Origin of the sequence: Pseudomonas sp. MN1F (assembly GCF_009391885.1) — a bacterium.
Classification (GTDB): domain Bacteria; phylum Pseudomonadota; class Gammaproteobacteria; order Pseudomonadales; family Pseudomonadaceae; genus Aquipseudomonas.
Genome location: NZ_VZII01000011.1, coordinates 1 through 15814 on the forward strand (window position 1 = coordinate 1; position 15814 = coordinate 15814).

The 15814-nt window shown below is 64.1% G+C and carries 10 protein-coding genes; 1 reads left to right on the top strand and 9 read right to left on the bottom strand.

Annotation, left to right across the window (positions count from 1 at the left end):
• The first annotated feature begins 264 nt into the window (after positions 1–264).
• Positions 265–1083: a DUF2242 domain-containing protein gene (locus tag F6X59_RS07975; RefSeq protein WP_152955765.1), complete on the top strand. Its 819-nt coding sequence runs from the start codon at positions 265–267 to the stop codon at positions 1081–1083.
• A gap of 224 nt (positions 1084–1307) precedes the next feature.
• Here the strand turns inward: F6X59_RS07975 and F6X59_RS07980 are convergent, their stop codons facing one another.
• The 9 genes from F6X59_RS07980 to F6X59_RS08020 form a co-directional block, all read right to left on the bottom strand.
• The gene (locus F6X59_RS07980; RefSeq protein ID WP_152955766.1) at positions 1308–2348 is read right to left on the bottom strand and encodes an AraC family transcriptional regulator; all 1041 of its coding nucleotides are present in this window, start codon (positions 2346–2348) and stop codon (positions 1308–1310) included.
• Positions 2349–2352: 4 nt separating this feature from the next.
• On the bottom strand, positions 2353–3471 hold the full coding sequence (locus tag F6X59_RS07985) for a nitrilase-related carbon-nitrogen hydrolase (RefSeq protein ID WP_152955767.1): 1119 nt from the start codon (positions 3469–3471) through the stop codon (positions 2353–2355).
• A 151-nt stretch (positions 3472–3622) separates the two neighbouring features.
• Positions 3623–6178: a fimbria/pilus outer membrane usher protein gene (locus tag F6X59_RS07990; protein ID WP_152955768.1), complete on the bottom strand. Its 2556-nt coding sequence runs from the start codon at positions 6176–6178 to the stop codon at positions 3623–3625.
• Between the two features lie 87 nt (positions 6179–6265).
• A complete protein-coding gene (locus F6X59_RS07995) occupies positions 6266–7012 on the bottom strand; it encodes a molecular chaperone (RefSeq protein ID WP_152955769.1) in 747 nt (248 codons plus the stop codon).
• A gap of 72 nt (positions 7013–7084) precedes the next feature.
• On the bottom strand, positions 7085–7684 hold the full coding sequence (locus F6X59_RS08000) for a fimbrial protein (protein WP_152955770.1): 600 nt from the start codon (positions 7682–7684) through the stop codon (positions 7085–7087).
• 114 nt (positions 7685–7798) lie between these two features.
• Positions 7799–8446 (bottom strand): response regulator, encoded by a 648-nt coding sequence (locus F6X59_RS08005; RefSeq protein WP_152955830.1) that lies wholly within the window; start codon positions 8444–8446, stop codon positions 7799–7801.
• 70 nt (positions 8447–8516) lie between these two features.
• The gene (locus F6X59_RS08010) at positions 8517–11729 is read right to left on the bottom strand and encodes a hybrid sensor histidine kinase/response regulator (protein WP_152955771.1); all 3213 of its coding nucleotides are present in this window, start codon (positions 11727–11729) and stop codon (positions 8517–8519) included.
• A gap of 85 nt (positions 11730–11814) precedes the next feature.
• A complete protein-coding gene (locus F6X59_RS08015; protein ID WP_152955772.1) occupies positions 11815–13008 on the bottom strand; it encodes an EAL domain-containing protein in 1194 nt (397 codons plus the stop codon).
• Positions 12995–15814, bottom strand: coding sequence for an ATP-binding protein (locus tag F6X59_RS08020; RefSeq protein ID WP_152955831.1), 2820 nt, complete (start codon positions 15812–15814; stop codon positions 12995–12997). Before F6X59_RS08020 ends, F6X59_RS08015 begins: the two co-directional genes overlap by 14 nt.

Genomic DNA, 15814 nt, shown 5'->3' on the forward strand with positions numbered 1-15814 from the left:
AGCGGTAGTTCAGTCGGTTAGAATACCGGCCTGTCACGCCGGGGGTCGCGGGTTCGAGTCCCGTCCGCTGCGCCATCTTCGCCTCAAGGCCCCTTGAACGCCTTGAAGCAACGAGAAAGCGACCTTCGGGTCGCTTTTTTCGTTTCTGGGCCATGGCGGCGACCAGATTTACACGATCCTGACAGACTCTTCACCGATCAACGGTTTCAGTGCTTGCCTGCAGTGATGCACAATAGGCCTCTTTTGACTTACCCGGAATTCGCAATGACCAGATCATCCGTCTTTGGTGCGCTCGGGCTGGCCCTGGTGCTGGCGGGCGTGACCGGTTGCTCTTCGAAGAAAGCCGCCATCTACGAGCACGAGAACTTCGACGACTCGGGGACTTACTCGCGCAGCTTCCCGGTGACCGATGCCGGTTCCTGCGAAGCGGCGCGCCGTGCGTTGCTCAGCCAGGGCTACATCATCACCAGCAGTGGCGCCAACCAGGTGATGGGCAACAAGAGCTTCCAGCAGAACAGCGAAAACCACCTGCAGATCAGCTTCAATGTGACCTGTGCGCCGGACGTCAACGACGACAAGCGTTCGACCATGTTCGCCAACGCCCTGCAGGACCGTTACAGCCTGAAGAAGTCCAACAGCTCGGCCAGCCTGGGGGTTGGCGTGCTCGGCTCGGTATCCATGCCGATCGGCTCCAGCGACGACTCGATGGTCAAGGTCGCCAGCGAGACGGTGACGGCGGCGCAGTTCTACGATCGCTACTTCGCCCTGGTGGAGAGTTTCCTGCCCAAGCCGAAGAAGGTCGCCAAGGCCAAGGTCGAAGCGCCTGTGGCCAAGCCCGAAAAGCCAGCGCCTGACCTGGGCTTGCCGGAGCAGGCCTCGGTAGCAGCGCCGGCCGTCGCAGCGCCAGCGGCTGCACCCTTGGTTGATGCCACTCCCGCACCTGCGGCGGCTGCGCCCGCCAGCGAGGCTGTGGCCAAACCGGTGGTCGATGACAGCCAGGGCTCGCAACCGGTAGCACCGCCAGCGGAAGCCGCACCGATTCAGGTGCAGCAGGACGCGCAGCCTGCACCGGCGTCGCTTTAATTCGCTGTTACAGACGAGCGGCGATAAGTTCCTGAACACCTGCTACGTTTACTTCTCATGAGCTTGTCATCATTCCTTCACCCGGCCCGTTTAGGTTGAAGGCATGACCAAAGAAGACAGATGAGAAGAGGACGTAGGGCGATGGATGACTATCAGGAAGAGCTGCTCGAGTTTCAGGCTTACGAACTGGATCCGCCAGAACCGGCAGACGACGCCACAGAGCTTTAACCTGCCCGCCGCTGGCTGCGGCGAAACTCCCCCGGCGTAACGCCCGTCCAGCGCTTGAATGCGCGCTGGAAGGCCTCTGCCGATGCAAACCCCAACAGATAGGCGATCTCGCCAAAAGCCAGCTCCGTATCGCGGATATAGGCTTCGGCGAGGTCGCGTCGTGTGTCGTTGAGCAAGTCGCGAAAGCGTGTGCCTTCTTCGGCCAGTTTGCGCCGCAGCGTCCAGGTGGGCAGTTGCAGGTGCAATGCCACTTCTTCCAGGTCAGGCTCACGGCCGCCATTGAGCAGCGGGCCGAGCAGGTGGGTGATGCGCTCGCCCAGGCTGCGCACCCGGGTGCGTTGGAGCATTTGTGCTTCACACAACTGCAGAAGGTGGCTGAAGGTGCTCGGGCAGTGCTGTGGGTTGGTGTGCTCGAGCGTGCTGCGGCTCAGCCGCACGCGGTTGGCGCTGGCGCCGAACTGCACCGCTGCGCTGCAAAGGGGCTGGTACCTGGCGGCGTAGCCGGGTGCATCGAATTCGACTTCCAGGCGCTCGGCCTGCACAGGGGTGCCAGCCAGGGCGGCCAGCTGCGCCAGCCAACCGGCCAGCAGCGAATCGACCACAAAGCGGTTGTAGTCGTTGTAGGGGCTGATCGAGTAGAACGTCAGCCACGCGCCCTGGGCGTCTTCGTGAAAGCTGGAATGGCCGCGGTAATTGGCGGCGTACAGTGGCTCGAAGCGCAACAGCGTACGTGCCGCCTCGCCCAGGGTAGGGGCCTGGGCTGCCGTGACGCCGGCCAGCCCGGCCTGGGCCAGGCGGCTGAGGCGGCCCATGCGCAGGCCCAGCGCTGGCTCGCCACACAGTGCGATGGCCGCATGCCCAAGGTGCATGTAGCGCGGGATCGACAGGCGTGCGCCAGCTTCGGCCAGGCGTGCGGCATCGAGCCCGTATTGCTGCAACAGCGAAGCCGGATCATGACCTTGTTCGCGCAGGGCCTCTGCCAGGGGCTGGACGAAACCGACCGAAAGGTCGCCCAGGCGCACGCGGGGGCGGCTCATGTGCCTACAGCCACAGGTTCAGCAGGCGCGCGCCATGGCTCGGTGGGCCTGACAGCAACTCACCTGCCTGATGGGCAAAGCCCTGGCCATCGCTGCCTTGTTCCCAGAATTGCCCGCGCATGAACACGCTCATGCTGCTGACGCTGCCACTTGCGGCCTGGGTGAGGCGTTGCCAGGCGTCCTGTTCGCTGACCTCGCCGCGTTGCAGGGGCAGTTCGGCAGCGGCGTCCTGGTGGCGATTGCCGCGCCAGGGGGTATCCCAACTGTCTTTGCCGCTGAGAAATACCGGGTTGGCAATCAATTGCACCTGTTGCTGCTGCAACTGACGCTGGTTCTCGGGGTACCAGCTGTCGCTGCCGATCAGCACGCCAAGGCGCCCGGCGGGGGTCTGCAACACTTGCAGCGGGAAATGCCGGCCGTGGTGGATGTAGCGCCGTGTTTCGCTGTCGGGGTATTGCTGGTGTTGCGGTTGGCCAAGCGGTGAGCCGTCTGCGGCGAATACCAGGCTGCTGTTGAACAGTGGCCCGTGCCCAATGCGCAGTACACCTTGTTCAACATAAGGGGCGGGCAGCACGATCGAGCCTGCCACCAGGGTCACGCCGAACTCCTTGGCCAGGCCGCCGAACAGTTGCTGGTAATCGCTGGCCATCTGCCGGGCTTTCATGCGCAGGTGGGCATCGGCGCGCCGATCATCGCCATTGGCGCTCAACACAGCCAGGCCATAGCGCAGTGGGTTGCTCAGCTCCAGCCACTGCTCGGCGTCGCGGTTGCGGGTCGCCTGGTACAGTTCGTTCTTCTCGCCACGTGCCCATAGCCAGGTGCCGATGTGTTCCGGCAGGACCACGACCGTGCGCGGGCCGATCAGGCCTTGGGCACGTGCCTGTTCCAGGTAGGCTGAAAGCTTGCGGTGCAGGCGTTGCAGGTTCTGGTAGTCACTGGGGAATAGCAGCGGCTCGATACCAAGCAGGTTGCCATGTTCGCCAGGCACGCCATGATTGAGCGCCAGCTCGATGCGCAGGTCGGACAGGTAATGGCCTTCCGGGCGCTGCTGGGTCCAGAAACCGTAGCCACAGAGTGCGGCGGCCATCACCAGCGCCAGGGTGCTTGCCAGGAGTTTTCGCATCAAACTTCAGCTTTCACCTAAAAATGAGCCCGCCATGCAGAAATCAAGGAGGTAGTGCGCCCTGATTCATCAGCTTTGGCGTCGTTGTTGCGGATCATAGCAAAGCTGTTGGACACTTAGGCGCATTCTCTGCTGCTCAAGCGGGCAGGTGTCACGGTCGGCACATCAGGCGCTGGCGCTCGTAGTTGACCGCCTTGTCCCGTTCCGGCAAGTCGTAGGTGGCTGCGCACTGGTGCTCGCCCCACTTGATGCTCAGGCTGCCCTGGTCCTGCTCCAGCAGCACCAAGGCTTTACCGCTCGGGTCGGAAATCGCCAGCTGGCGGCCTTCGGCGTTCTCCACCGATGCTCCGAACGGTATCAACTGGCCGCGCTCGTCGAACAGCTCGAACTGTACCCGACGCCCGCTCTTGGCGGTGTAGCGGGCAAGCACCACGGCGCCTCGGCGAGGCACCAGCTGCTGGGTGGCGTTGTCGATCTCGATGTCGCCGCCCAGGTCGCGCGTGTCCAGGCTGATCCAGTTGACCCGATAGGGTTGGGCACTGGGGATCACCGCATAGCCGTTGCGCCCGGTTTCCACGCCGCTGTAGTTGCTGATCTTCGCCCCTTTTACACCTGGTACTTCGGCCAGGGCGAAGGTTTCGCCGAGCGTCTGGCCAAGGTTGATACCGCCCGGGTGGGCCACCACTGCGCCTGCCACGTTGAGGTTCTGCGAATCGTAGCCGCGCCCCTGGCTATACCCCAGGCTGATGTCGGCGACCGAGGTGCGGGTGTTCAGGTTGGCCGAGGCCGAGCTGCCGCTGGTTCGGCTGTGACCGCCCTGGATCGAGTAGAAGGTATCGCTGGTCTGCGACAGGTAGCCGTTGATGCCGGCCTGGGTAGTGTCGTTGCCCTTTTGCGTACTGCTGGTGACGAACGCCCGTGGTGCGCGGGCGCGGCTGCCGAGCGGGAACGATAGCGACAAGTTGAACTGGGTATCCTGCCCCGAAGGGCCTGAGGTTGCCAGTTCCTTGGTGCGGCTGACGTCAAGGTTGTAGGAGATATCGCCCCAGTTGTTGCTGTAGCCGGCCGACAGGCTCTGCGAACCGCCGCGGTTCCAGTAGCGCTGGTCGCTGGCTGTCAGATACAGGCTACCGAGTGCGCGGTCGCGGCCCAGGCTCTGGTTGATGGTCAGGTCGGTGCGGGTCTTGGAGTTGCCGCTGCGTTTGATCGCGTCGCTACTCATGTCCTCGATATGCTGAGTGAGGGTGCGGAAGCCCTCGGTGGAGTAGCGGTAGGCGGCCAGGGTGAAGTTGGTGTCGGTGCCGGTGAAGGTCTTGGCGTATAGCGCCCGCAAGCTGTTGCCCTGGGTGGTCTGGCCCTGGGCCTTGCTCGAGGAATGGGTAACGTCGAGCGAAAAGGCGCCCACCAGCGTGTTCAGGCCGCTGCCGACAGCCAGTGCCTTGTAGTCGTCGGTGGCTTGCAGGCCAACGACGCCGGTCACGGTGTTGGTCAGGCCGTAGGCCAGCGTCGAGCTGAGCATCTGCGGGGTGGCCAGGCCTTCGCTGTTGCTGTTGTAGCGCCCCGCGGACAGGCTGTACTTGACCTGGCCGCCACGGACCATCAGCGGCAGGCTGGAGAACGCCTGCACGCTGACCCGCCGACGACCGTCGGCCTCGATGATGGTGATTTCCAGGTCGCCGTTGGAGCCGCTGGGGTAGATGTCGCTGATCTCGAACGGGCCGGGCGGTACGTTGGCGGTGTACAGCAGGTAGCTGTTCTGGCGGATCTCGACCCTGGCGCTGGTCTGGGCCACGCCCCGCACCACCGGTGCGTAGCCGCGCTCGCTGTCGGCGCGCATGCCTTCGTCCGAAGCCAGCTTCAGGCCCCGGTAGCGCACGCTGTCGAACAGATCGCTGTCGCTGAAGATGTCGCCGGCGCTGAACTGGCCCTTGAGCGCGGTCACGTCGTGCTGCAGGTAGCTGCGGTTGCTCTTGAAGCTGTCCGGGCGCCCGGTGCCGCTGCTGAAGTTCGACTCGTTGCGCAAGCGCCAGCTGCCCAGGTTGAGGCCGTTGCGCAGGCTCAGGTTGTTGTTGATGCGGGTATCGGCATCACTGGCGCTGCGGCTGGTGTTGTATTGATAGTTGACGAACGCCGCAGGTAACCCCGCGTCCCACAGCTGCGGGTCGACGTAGCCGCGCAGGCCACGCTTCATGGCAACTTGCGGGATGCTCGCGGACAGGCGCAGATGTCCCGAGTCATAGCTCAGGCTGGCCTGGTCGATCAGCGTGGGCAGGTCGTGGCAGGCCTGTTCGGTCTCCAGGCGCCCCTGTGCCTTGAGCTTGTCCATGTCGATGCCCAACTGCTCGAGCAGTTCCAGGGTCAGGCATGGCTCCACGCGCCCGGTGTGGGGATTGCGGTTGAAATCGATGTCGCGCCGGCCCACCAGTACCTCGTTGCTGTACAGGTCTACCCGATAGTTGCCCGGCAGCACACTGCTGGTCGACAGCAGTAACTGCAGGTCGACCGCCGATTGCGCACCTTGCAGGAAGGTGGTGTTGAAACCCAGCAGATGGGGATCGTCCTGCGCCGTCGCGAGGCTGGGCAGCACGCTGCACAGCACCAGTGACAGGGCGTTGAGCTTCCAGGCCGGACGAGGCGTGCCGCCATTGAGCGCGCGCGCGCCTGCATCGGCACCGTCTACGGAGCGGGGAGCGATGGACAGAGACATACGAGGAACCTATTTCATGTCCCGGCACGGGCTGGGCGCGGGGAGGCCGCACGCGAGCGGGGCGCGCGCGAGGTGGGGGCTAGGCGTTCACAAACTGATAGCGGGTTCGGCAGGCTTGGCGCTACCGGGTTGGGCAGGGTGCAACAGCACGGAATAGCCATGCTGGGCGCCATAGTCGTTGATGCTCTTGAAGGTGAGCGTCAGCGGCCCGTCCACCTGGGAAAGTGCCGCGCTGAACGTCTTTTGTTCGCCGGGGGCGATCATGCTCGAGTCGGCGCTGAACACGGCCTGTTTGCCGCGTTTGACTTCGATGTCGGCCATCGACACGTGATACAGGCTGGGGTTGTTCACGGTCAGCGTTGCCTTGCCGGCGTGCTGGGTCACTTGCCAGACCAATTGCTCCGGTGCCAGCAAGGCATTGCCGGGCAAGTTGGCCGGGCGGAAGAAAATCTTGATGCGTTGACGCACCGCCAACTGCAAAGTATTGGCCTGGGTACTGGCTTGCGGGATTTCCTGAACATTCAGCCAAACCACCGATTCGCGGTCGGATGGCAAGCGCTGGCCTTCATAGAGGATGCGCAGCAGTTGTTCCTGCTTGGGCATTACCCTGGCCAAGGGGGGGGTAATGGCAAACGGCGCCTGCGCGCTGTCGCCGGCATCCACCCAGGACTGCACCAGAACTTCCTGGTTGCCATTGCGCACGGTGACATTGGCTTCCTTGTGAGCACCGTCGAACACGACGCGCGTAGCGCTCAGGGAGATGCTGGCGGTTGCCTGGGCAGCGACGAGCATGCCCAGCAACCCGAAAACGGGATACAGAGAACGACGCAACATGGTGGGGTTACCTTGTGGGACGAAGAAGTGGCGAGGCTGTTCAGCCTCGCGCAGGGAGCAGCGGCGAATCGATTACTCGTACTGCAGGATGAACGGCAGGGTGGCGTCACCACGACCGGCGGTGGCGGTGCCGGCGGCGCCGGTGGTCACGTAGGCTGCGGAGAAGCTCAGGGTGGCGTCGCCGCCTGCGGCGCCGGTGCCATGTACGTCGCTCTGGATCTTGGCGGTGGCGGCCGAGCTCAGGTCGATCAGGTTGCCATTGGGGTCGAGCAGGGCGATGCCGACGTTGGCAGCGGTGCCGGTGCCTTTGGTCAGCGCCAGGACCTTCTTGCCGGTGACCAGGCCCGAACCGCCGCTGTTGGCGTCGAAGACCATCGCCACCTTGGTGCCGACGTTGCAGTTGACGTTGAGGTTGAAGTCCTTGCCGGTCACGCGGCCTGCGCCCGGGTTTTCGGCGGTACCCATGTCCTTGATCGAGACGGTGCCCATGTCCACGGCGATTACCCGGTCGGCGTTGGCGCCGTCGACCGAACAGGCGTCATTGTTGATCACGCCGGTGAAGGAGATCTTGCCGCTGCCACCTTTGACGGGCCCGGAAGGATCGGCAGCCAGTACGCCGGCTGATGCGGTAATCAGCGAGAGGGTGAGTGCGGCCAGGGAGAATTTATTCATATTGATGTCCACATGAGAGTGAGTAAGTGCTGCAACTAAATGCACGCTCACAATAAGTCAGGTGGTTTCCCTGGCCCATCAGACGAATCTTAATGCTTGGTCCAACACATTTAGTTAATTGAAGATATGACTCGCCAGGCAATAGGCCAATAATTCCTGATCGCTGTTTACTTCAAGTTTGCGCATTGCGGAAACTTTCTGTGCGCTGATGGTTTTAGTACTTCGGTGTTGGCTGCGAGCAATTTCACTGACACTCTGGCCGGCCACGAACAGGCGCAGTATTTCGAATTCCTTGGGTGACAGGTTTTCTACCCGTTGGTCGATGGCGGTATTGCAGGCCACCACCGAATGCCTTGCCGGTTCCGGCGCCCGGTAGGTGCTGTTGCGAGCCACGGCGTTCAGGGCCTTTTCGATTTCACCGTGCAGCTGGCTCTTCTGGATGACGCCGTCCACGCCCAGCTCCTGCAGCCGCGTGAAGATCAGCGGGTTGGAAATCATGGTCAGCACGAGAATGCGAACAGCGGGATAGTGGCGCTTGAGATACTCGATCAGTTTCAGGCCGTCACCGTAGGGGGAGTCTGCCGGCATGTTGTAGTCGGAGATGACCATGTCCACGGGTTGGCGTTCGAGCAGCTCGATCAGCCCTTGCGAGCAGACGGCTTCGCCGACCACGCAAAAGCGCGGGTCGCGTTCGACCAGTTCGCGGACGCCGAGCAGTACGATGGGGTGATCGTCGGCGATGATGACCTTGAGTTTTTCCATAAATGACGACCCGTTAGCCGGTGCGGATGGGAGGGATGTTTCCATGCGGTTATCAGCGCTGAAGTTGCTGTTATGCAAGGGTGTCGAGCATGGCCGACAGCCTGTCCAGCACCTCCCGTATCTTATCCACTAAGGTGGCGTCGAGCGGTGAGTTGGCCAGCGCGTGCTCAAGTGCGCAGCACTGCTCGGACAAGGCTCTGGCCTGCACCGCGCCCAGCGCGCCGGCGACGCTGTGCAAGCGCTCGCCAAGGCGCCGATGGTCGCGTTGTTCGAGGGTCAGGCGCAACTGCTGCATGTCCTCGTGCATCGTGCTGATGAACAGCGCGCGCATGCTGGCGGGCACTTGCACGTTGTCTCGGGTGGCAGGCAGTGGCGAGGTGCCGTGGATGTCCGCTGGCGCCTGGCCAGGCCCCTCGGCCAGTGCCGGCCGGCACAGACGTAGCAGATGGCTGCGCAAGGCCTGCAGGCTCAACGGTTTGACCATCCAGGCGTTCATACCCACCTCGAGGCAGCGCTGGCCCTCTTCGCGCAGTGCATTGGCGGTGACACCGATGATCGGCAGCCGGGCGTCGTGCTGGCGCAGGGTTCGGGCCAGTTCGTAGCCATTCATCAACGGCATGTTCACGTCGGTCAGGACCAGGTCGAACAGGCCTGGCTGCCAGCGTTGCATGGCCTGTTCGCCGTTGGCCGCGACGACCGTGGTGCAGCCCAGCGCCTCGAGTTGTTCCTGCAGGATCGCCTGGTTGATCGGATTGTCCTCGGCCACCAGCACATGCAGGCGCAGGGCGGCACGTTGCTGCTGCGCGCAATGGTGACTATCGGGCACGCCGCCGTGGCGCACCAGGGCGATGACCTGGGCGATGGCGCGCACGTCATGCAGGTCTACCCGCCAGCAGCCGTCGATGAATGCGCCGGGCGCCGGGCCATCGCTGCAGGCGCAGATCCGCTGGCCGTGCCAGGTGGCAGCGTCCGGGAAATCGAGCAGGTCTACCAGCAGGGCCTGGGGGTTGTCCTGCTCCAGGGGTGGAACCGTCAGGGTTGCGGCGATGCCCAGGCGCTGCAGCCAGTCGACACCATGCTGGGCAAGTTCCGGTATCGGCGCACGCACGTACACCGGCGTCGGGTCGCGCTCTACACTCGGGCTGTCGCTCAGTCCCCCCTCGGCCAGCGGCAGGCTGACGGTCAGCGAGAAGCTGCTGCCAAGGCCCGGCTCGCTGACCACCTTTATCCGGCCGCCCATCATTTCGGCCAGCCAGCCGCAGATCGGCAGGCCCAGGCCTGCGCCGCTCTCGCTGGAGGCGTCGGCGACCTGGTAGAACAATTCGAACAGCCTGGCCTGCTGCGCCTGGGAGATGCCGATGCCGGTATCGGCCACCTGGAACTGCAGGCTGACCTGGTTGGCGTCGATCGTCAGCACCCGGGTGCGCAGCACTACCCGGCCGGTATCAGTGAACTTGATGGCGTTGCTCAGCAGGTTGTTGAGGATCTGGCGGATGCGTATCGGGTCGCCCACCACCTGGGCCGGCAGGCGGGCATCGTGGCAGGCATACAGCAACAGGCCCTTGCCCTCGGCGAAGGCGCGATAGGTGCGCACGGTGTCCTCGAGCAGGTCCAGCGGGCAGAACGTTACCGGCTCGAGCGCCATCTGCCCGGACTCGATCTTGGTCACGTCGAGCACATCGCTGATCAGCTGGAAGAGGGTTGCCGAGGAGCGCTGGATGGTGTGCAGGTAGCCTTGCTGGCGGGCATCCAGCGGCGTCAGGCCGAGCAGCTCGAGGGTGCCAAGCACGCCGTACAGCGGGGTGCGGATCTCGTGGCTCATGGTCGCCAGGAACAGGGTCTTGGCGGTGTTGGCGGCATCGGCGGCGCGGCGGGCCTCGTCTAGCGCCTGGGCGTCCTCGACGTGGCGGGTAACGTCGTTGAATGCATAAAGGCGCACGTCTTCGCCGTGGTAGCGGGTCGACACGAAACCAACCTGCAGGTGGCGGCCGGCGACCTGCAGGGAATGTTCGCCGCTGTTGGCGTCGCCCACAGCCGAGGCGAGGGTGTCGACCAGTTCGCGCGTACCCTGCCATTGCTGCGCCCGCTGGTTCTCCAGCAGCACTTCGTGGTCGCCGCTACGCACCACGCACAGCCCGGTTGGGGCGGTGTCGATGACCACCCGGCTGAAAGCTTCGCTTTCGGCGATGGTTTCGTGGGCGGCGCGTGCCGGCAGGATGACCTGGCGCTGATACCAGCGGATGGCCACGCGGCCCAGCCCGATGAGCACCAGGAAGGTGACGGCAATGCTGGTCAGCGACCAGAACGCGTAGCGAAAGAAGTGCCGGTAGGTCACGGTGTAGACCGCGCTCCAGCCGCCGTTGGCCTGTTCGTGGAGGCGGAACACCAGGCCCTCGGCTGTGATGTTGAGGCCCTCGTGCACGCCCTCCAGAGAGGCAGGCGTGCCGATAAGCACCTCGCCGGACGGGGCGATGAGGTTGAAATGGTCATACACCGTCCAGTCCATGATGCGTTCAAAATCGTCGATCTGCGCCAGGTCCACCAGCGACGCCACTTGCGTGCGCTGGCTGTCGGCCTTGGCCGGGTGCAGGATGACATTGGCGTAGGCCAGCACACGCGGCGGGGAGGCCTGGTCCGGCTGTTCGACATAGCTGCGCCAGATGATCTGGCCTCCCGGGCGCCAGTCCTCGGCGCGCGGCTGGCGTGCCATCACCTGGCGGATGACATCGATGAACGGTTCTTCCTCGGGCTTGCCGCGCCCGCGTCCTGCAGCGGGCACCGTGATGTCGTAACGGGCATCCGGCGAGAACAGGAACACCTGCGGCGAGCGGTAGGGCGAGGCTGACCAGAACATGCTGTAGAAACTGGCCAGGTTCGCTCCCTGGGTGTAGACCTCCGACACCTCGCGTTCAGCGAAATTGCGCCGGTCGAGCTTGAGGCTGAACGGCATGGAGAACGGGAAAACCTCGCCCTTGTAAATGTCCGGCCCTTCTTCGGGCAGCGGTGTCAGCACAGGTTCGAGCGTGCGGGGGAAGTCGAGCAGCTGTCCCTGGGCACTGCGTTGTACGAGGGCCTGGAGGAAGGTTTCCTGCTCCTGGACATTTTCCATCAGGCGGGCAAAGTGGATGCTGACCGTATCGCTGTGTTCATCGACCAGGCGCTCGATCGACCACAAGCTGAAGCCGGCCAGCAGCAGTGCCAGGCCCAGCAACACGGTCATGCCTTTGTTCAGGCGCAAAGAGCTGCGGGCCAGGTTTTCCAGCAGGGCGTTGTACTGTTTCATGCAAGGATCCGCAAGGCCGTGGGGGCATCGATACCCAAATGTAGATTACCTTGGATGCCCTGCCGGCGCCGTGAGTTACAGCGAGTCAGTAGGCCGACGGCGGGCCGTCGCTGTGCAGCAGGCGTTGGAACTGTTCCGCCGACACGGCATGGGAAATCAGAAAGCCCTGCACCTGGTTGCAATCGACCTTGCGCAGCAGTTCGAGCTCCTGTGGCGTCTCGACCCCCTCAGCCACCACGGTGAGGCCGAGCTTGCGGCCCAGGGCGACGATGCTGGCCAGGGCCGAGGCCAGGCTCTCGCTTTCATCGCAACGCTGCACCAGCGCCCGGTCGATCTTGAGTTCGGTGAAGGGCGTCGAGACCAGGCTCATGTAGGAGCTGTAGCCTTTGCCGAAGTCGTCCTGGGACAGGCCGAAACCTTTCATGCGCAGGCGGCAGGCGCCCGCGTAGAAGTTGCTCAGCTGTTCGGGAATGGAGCATTCCATCAACTCGAAGCAGAGTTTGCCGGGCACCCCCTGGTGGTGCAGGACGAATTCCAGCAGACGGTCGGCCAGGTCATGGCTGTTCAGCAGGTGGGTCGGCAGGTTGATCGAGACCGGGATGTCATAGCCCCGCTCACGCCAGCGCGCCTGGGCATCCATGGCTTGCTTGAGCATCACCCACAGCAGCCGTTCCTCCAGGCCAAAGGCATTGAGCGCGGGCAGGAAGGTGCCTGGCAGCAGCACGCCTTGCTCCGGATGCATCCAGCGCACCAGCGCCTCGGCTGCGACGATGCGGCCATTGTGCAGGGACTTCTTGGGTTGGAACCAAGCCTGGAAGGCCCGGTTGTTCAAGGCATCGACCAAGGTCTGGCGATCGAACTCGGGCGTGGCCGCCGCTGCCTGTGCCGGCGCCTGATGGTGCAACTGCAGTTGGTCGATCAGGCTGCGTAGCGCACTGGGCTCGACAGGCTTGGAGATCAGCCCGAGCACGTCCACGCCAAGGTTCTTGGCTACCAGGCTGGCCGCCATCAGCATGCGCCGCGAGGCCGCGCTCATAATCGCCAGGCCTGGCTTGTGGCGCAGCCCGGCGAGGTGCTGGATGAACTGCACACCGTCCATGCCGGGCATCAGCAGGTCGGTCAGAACCAGGTCGAAGTCACGCTGGCGCAGGCGCTCCAAGGCCTCCTGGCCATCCCGGGCCGCTTCCAGGTTGAAGCTGCCGAGTTCGCTGAACAGGTGTTGCAGGTACATATGCTGGAACGGGTGGTCTTCGACGATCAGGATGTTAAAGGGCTTCAAGACGGCTACCTCGATACGGGGCCAGGCAGTTGAACAGGGCTTGCAGGTTGAAGGGTTTGATCAGGCAGCGATCCATGCCAGCGGCCAGGCACAGTTCTTCCTCGCCGCGCAGGGCGTTGGCGGTGGCGCCGACGATGGGGCGGGTACAGCCCAGACGGCGCAGGGCCCGGGTCAGCTCGTAACCGTTCATGCCGGGCATGTTGACGTCGGTCAGCAGCAGGTCGAAATGCCCGTGCTGCCAGGCTTGCAGGGCCTGCTCGCCGTCGTTGGTCAAGGTCACGCTGCAGCCGAGCTTTTCGAGCTGGTCACGCAGGATCAACTGGTTGATGACGTTGTCCTCGGCCACCAGCACCTGCAGCCCCAGTGGTTCGCTCAAGGGTGCCGGCACGGCCTGGTCCCTGGGGCGACGCAGGCCCTGGGCCTGGCCGACGGCCTGGTGCAAGGCAGCCAGGTCGTTGAGGTTGACCTGCCAGTGGCCGGCCTCGTGCCGCGCCTCCCAGCAGTCCTGGGCGCAGGCCAGGATGCGCGGGCCGGGCCATTCGGCGACCAGCCAGCGCTCGACATTGCCGGGATGCAGTTCGACCAGCAGTTCGCCAGCCAGGGCGCTGCCCGGTGGTGGCACGCCGACCTGGGCGCGTGCGCCCCAGCGGCACAGCCAGCCACTGATGGCTTCGGCCAATTCGAGTACCGGCGATACCACGTGAATGCGCTCGGCCAGCAGGTTGAACGGGGTGCTGGCGCGGCCTGACGCCTCTTCCAGCGGCAGGCTCAAGCTGAAGCTGCTGCCCAGGCCCAGCTCGCTGACCAGGCGCAGATGGCCGTTCATCAGTTGCGTCAGGCGCTGGCAGATCGGCAGCCCGAGCCCGGTGCCGGGGATGGTCTGGGTATAACCTTCGGTCTGGTAGAAGGCGTCGAAGATGAACGCCTGGTCCTGTTCGGCGATACCCTTGCCAGTGTCCGAGACCTGCCACAACAGGCAGGACCTTTCGCCGTCGCGGTTGAGCAGCCTGGCTCGCAGCACCACACGGCCGCAGTCGGTGAACTTAACCGCATTGCTCAAAAGATTGTTGAGGATCTGGCGGATCCGGTTGACGTCGCCGATCAGGTGTTCCGGCAGACCCGGGTCCAGGCAGCTGTAGAGCTGCAGGCCCTTGCTCGTGGCAGCCGCGCTGTAGCTCTGGATCACTTCGCGGACCAGGTCCGGGGCACTGAACTCGCTGAGCTCGAGGGCCAGTTGGCCGGCCTCGATCTTCGACACGTCAAGCACGTCGCAGATCAACTGCAGCAAGGTCGACGATGAACCTTCGATGGCCCTCAGGTAATCGCGTTGCTGGGCGTCGAGGGTGGTACGCGAGAGCAGCTCCAGGGTGCCCAGCACGCCATACAACGGCGTGCGGATTTCGTGACTCATGGTTGCCAGGAACTGCGTCTTCGCTTCGTTGGCTGTGTCGGCCGCGCGCCGGGCGTCCTCCAGCGCGGCCTCGATCTGCTTGCGTGCGCTGATGTCGCTGAACGCACAAAGCAGCACCTGTTCGCCCTTGTAGCGGCTTGGCGAGCTGCTCAGGTACAGGTGGCGTCCATCGGCGCTCTCGAAATAGTCGCTGCACTGACCTTCGGGCTGCCCGAAGGCTTGCTCGATCCATTGTGCGCTGCGCACCCCGCGTGTCGGCTCCTGGCCCAGCCACTGCTGGGCCAGGTGGTTCTCCAGCATCACCTGGCCATCGCTGCGGCGCAGCACACACAGGGCGACGGGCGCGGTTTCAATGACGTCACGGCTGAACATCTCGCTTTCCACCAGTGCGCGGATGCGTTCGATGGTGGGGGTGAAGAAGCGCCGGTCGAAACGCTGGATCAACACCCGTATCAAGGTGATGCTGAGCACGCAGAACAGCACGCCCCCCAGCAGTTGCTGCCACAGACCGGCCAGGATGGCGAACAGGTCGATCGCATAGACCAGTTGCCAGTCCGAGGACATCAAGGGCTTGCTGATGACCAGGTACTCAGGCAGCAACCCCTGCCCAGCGAAGCCGAAGAAGTCCTTGCCAACGGGGTGGCGCAGCGAGCGGTTCAGCGTCGGCCCCGGGCTGTTGGTGAACACCAGCATGCCGTCGGCGTTGAACATCATGAACTCCCCGGCGCTGGCATCCTTGAGCACCGGCGCCACTGCCTGGCTGTCGATTTCCAGGCCCAGCCAGCCAGAATCCGGGTCGCGCTCGTCCAGCCGCTGGAAGATGAACAGGCGTGAGCGGTGCAGGTCGTGGTCGGCCAGCCACAACTCCTGGGGAGCTGTGGAGCGTTGCCGAGCGGCACGCAGCTGCTCCAGCAGGGCAGGTGAAGGCAATGCGGCCTGGGCATCAGCGTTGTACAGCCAGCGCATCGGGGCCTGAGCCGCGGTGTCGACATACAGCAGGTTGACCTGCCGAGCCTTGAGGTAGGCACACATGCGCTGGGTCAGCCACAGGCTCCAGCGTTTGTGCGGCTGGCTGCCCAGTTGCAGGTGCACTTCCTCGCCCGGTGCCAGCGGCAGCCAGTTGGCGCCCGCAGCCGTGTGGCGCACGGTCGCGAGGCTCAGGCTCTCCAGCAGAGCCTCGCGATTGGTGAAGAAGGTATGGGCCTCGGCAATCGCGCTGCTCATGGCGCCGTGGCGCCGGGCGATGTCGGTATTGAAGGTGAAGGACAGGAAATTGTAAGCCGCGCCGAGAATGCCGGCCGACAGTACGATCGCCAACAGCCGAAGCAGACGGCGCGCTGCCTCGGGGTTGGAGAGGAGGGGGTTAATCTGTTGCAGGTAGGCTTTGAGTCGCAT

Excerpts from the sequence above, each read along its gene's own strand:
- F6X59_RS07975 (WP_152955765.1), top strand. The coding sequence starts at position 265 with ATGACCAGATCATCCGTCTTTGGTGCGCTCGGGCTGGCCCTGGTGCTG.
- F6X59_RS07980 (WP_152955766.1), bottom strand. The coding sequence starts at position 2,348 with ATGAGCCGCCCCCGCGTGCGCCTGGGCGACCTTTCGGTCGGTTTCGTC.
- F6X59_RS07985 (WP_152955767.1), bottom strand. The coding sequence starts at position 3,471 with ATGCGAAAACTCCTGGCAAGCACCCTGGCGCTGGTGATGGCCGCCGCA.
- F6X59_RS07990 (WP_152955768.1), bottom strand. The coding sequence starts at position 6,178 with ATGTCTCTGTCCATCGCTCCCCGCTCCGTAGACGGTGCCGATGCAGGC.
- F6X59_RS07995 (WP_152955769.1), bottom strand. The coding sequence starts at position 7,012 with ATGTTGCGTCGTTCTCTGTATCCCGTTTTCGGGTTGCTGGGCATGCTC.
- F6X59_RS08000 (WP_152955770.1), bottom strand. The coding sequence starts at position 7,684 with ATGAATAAATTCTCCCTGGCCGCACTCACCCTCTCGCTGATTACCGCA.
- F6X59_RS08005 (WP_152955830.1), bottom strand. The coding sequence starts at position 8,446 with ATGGAAAAACTCAAGGTCATCATCGCCGACGATCACCCCATCGTACTG.
- F6X59_RS08010 (WP_152955771.1), bottom strand. The coding sequence starts at position 11,729 with ATGAAACAGTACAACGCCCTGCTGGAAAACCTGGCCCGCAGCTCTTTG.
- F6X59_RS08020 (WP_152955831.1), bottom strand. The coding sequence starts at position 15,814 with ATGCGACTCAAAGCCTACCTGCAACAGATTAACCCCCTCCTCTCCAAC.